This window comes from Alistipes sp. (assembly GCF_048465635.1).
In the GTDB taxonomy this organism is placed as follows: Bacteria; Bacteroidota; Bacteroidia; order Bacteroidales; family Rikenellaceae; genus Alistipes.
The window spans coordinates 1-1991 of sequence record NZ_DBFWLF010000015.1 but is presented as its reverse complement, the minus strand read 5'-3'; the positions used below and the strand labels follow the sequence as shown (position 1 = coordinate 1991).

General features: G+C 56.3%; 3 protein-coding genes and 1 pseudogene. 3 read left to right on the top strand and 1 reads right to left on the bottom strand.

Annotated features, from left to right (window positions below):
• Nucleotides 1-106 (bottom strand): annotated as a pseudogene (locus tag ACMO9O_RS05795) (DNA-binding protein); the annotation flags it as partial.
• 215 nt (nt 107-321) lie between these two features.
• Between ACMO9O_RS05795 and ACMO9O_RS05790 the strand changes: the two are divergent.
• From ACMO9O_RS05790 to ACMO9O_RS05780, 3 genes are all read left to right on the top strand, one after another.
• Nucleotides 322-669, top strand: coding sequence for a helix-turn-helix domain-containing protein (locus ACMO9O_RS05790; RefSeq protein WP_418982786.1), 348 nt, complete (start codon nt 322-324; stop codon nt 667-669).
• A 4-nt stretch (nt 670-673) separates the two neighbouring features.
• The gene (locus ACMO9O_RS05785; protein ID WP_175636704.1) at nt 674-1006 is read left to right on the top strand and encodes a helix-turn-helix domain-containing protein; all 333 of its coding nucleotides are present in this window, start codon (nt 674-676) and stop codon (nt 1004-1006) included.
• Between the two features lie 125 nt (nt 1007-1131).
• Nucleotides 1132-1991, top strand: an 860-nt coding sequence (locus tag ACMO9O_RS05780; protein ID WP_418982784.1) for a DUF4099 domain-containing protein, incomplete at its 3' end; no start/stop codon positions are given.

Here is a 1991-nt window from a genome sequence, read left to right as displayed (position 1 = left end):
GCTTGTCGCTGCAACGGCGGCACAAGGCATCGACTTTTCCGGTCAGCGTTTCCACTCCGGAGAGCAATGCCTCAAAGGTTTTCTTTTCGATAATAACTATTTCCATTCGACAGATTTTTAGAGTTTGGGGACAAATGTAGCCAATCCCGTCCCTCGCGCTGCCTTTTGCGGTTTTGTGGCAGCTTGTGGCGTTGGTTTGGCACTCTCTGGCTTCGGCGCATCACCTTAATCTGCTGAAAATCTTTCCTATGTCGCTACCGACTATGGAAAGCAGCCCGACGCAAAGCAGCACCTTTGCCGCAGAAACAAAAAGCAAGTGTTATGGAAATCATCACGATGGAAAGTACCGCTTATAAGGAGCTGGTGGAAAAGATAGACCGCATCGCAGGTTACGTCCGGGATAGCGAGCGGGAGAAAAAGAAAGACACGCCGGATGTGTGGTTGAACAAGGAGCAGGTCATGTCGCTGCTGGGCATCAGCCGCCGCACGCTGCAACGGCTTCGGGAGAGCAAACGCCTCGGATACGCGATTTTTCGCGGTGCGTGCCGCTACCGCCTCTCAGAAGTGGAGCGGCTGATCGAGGAATCTGTTATCGACTGCAACCCGCAACGGCTGGAAGATTTCAAACGAAATTACCTGCTGCGCACCAGCGGAACCTCTAAACGTTAAGCGTATGGGACTGTTGGAAACGGACACTTTCGAGTTGTGGATGTCGAAGATCATGGAACGCTTCGACCGCCACGAGCGAATGCTGGCCTCGCTTGCGGGCAAGGAGGTCAAGGAGGTGAAGTATCTGGACGGCGAGCGGCTGTTGGACAATCAGGACTTGTGCCAACTGCTGCAAGCGAGCAAACGGTCGCTGCAACGCTACCGCAGTTCGGGGACGCTGCGCTACCAAATGCTGTGGCATAAAATCTATTACAAGGAATCGGACGTCGAGGACTTCCTGAAAAATCATTTCGACGAGTTCAAGGGCTGCCGCAAGGTCGAGAAGAAAGGGAGTTGAACGCCAAACGCTGCCAAATGGACGCCACAAGCTGCCACGGCAAGCGGCAACGGTCGGAGCGGCTGCTCCTATCCTTAAATTCGCAGGGCATCAGGCAGATGCAAACCTATTAACAACAATAAAGTATGGAACAAAAAAAGAAAGAACAAGACGTTCTGATCGTCCGGGACGAGCAGACGGGCGAGATCGGCGTGGTCGCGGGGTTGAAGCGCGACGGCACGCCGAACATGAAACCCGCCAAAGCGGAACACGCGCAGGATTTCCTGCATTTCGACCGCCACGGCGATGCGCTGGATAACTTTTTCGCCAACTTCTACCGCCAATGCAAGGAGCCGAAACGCTTCGGCTTCTACCGCGTCGCGGCAGAGGGTGCGGACAAGGTGATGGAGGTACTGAAAGAGCTGCTGAAAAACCCGGAGCAGAACAAGGATTTGCTTGCCCCGCACAAGGTCGATACGACCAAGTACGAGCAGGCCGCCCAGCAGCAGGCGCAGGAGGCGGAGCAACAAGCCGCCCCCGACCAAACACCGCAGCCGAAAGAAGAAGCACAGCAAACCGAACAGGCGAGCGAGGAGCAAACACAACAACCGGAGCCAATACCCGCCGAGGAACAGGACAACAAGAGGTATAAGCCTATCGACACCGACCGCCTCGACCGGGCGGAGGTCGCCGAGCGTTGGGGTATCGACCTCACGGCGTTGGAGCAGTCGGGCGATCTGGAGCGGATGCGTCATTACGGCAAGTCGCAGCTAATCGAGTGCAACCCCGATTTCGGAGGCATCCGCGTTCCGATGCAGGCGCGTCTGTCGCTGCGGGAGAACCCCGACGGCACGGTATCGCTCGTGCCGCACCCGATCCGTAAGGAACCGAACCTCGACGAGTACCTGAACGTCAAGTTCACTCCCGAAGATCAGGAGAACCTGAAAAAGACGGGTAACCTCGGACGTGTGGCCGAGGTGGTCGATCCGGCTACGGGCGAGCTTGT

What these genes read in the sequence shown, in the direction of transcription:
- ACMO9O_RS05790 (WP_418982786.1), top strand. Translation starts at nt 322, where the DNA reads ATGGAAATCATCACGATGGAAAGTACCGCTTATAAGGAGCTGGTGGAA.
- ACMO9O_RS05785 (WP_175636704.1), top strand. Translation starts at nt 674, where the DNA reads ATGGGACTGTTGGAAACGGACACTTTCGAGTTGTGGATGTCGAAGATC.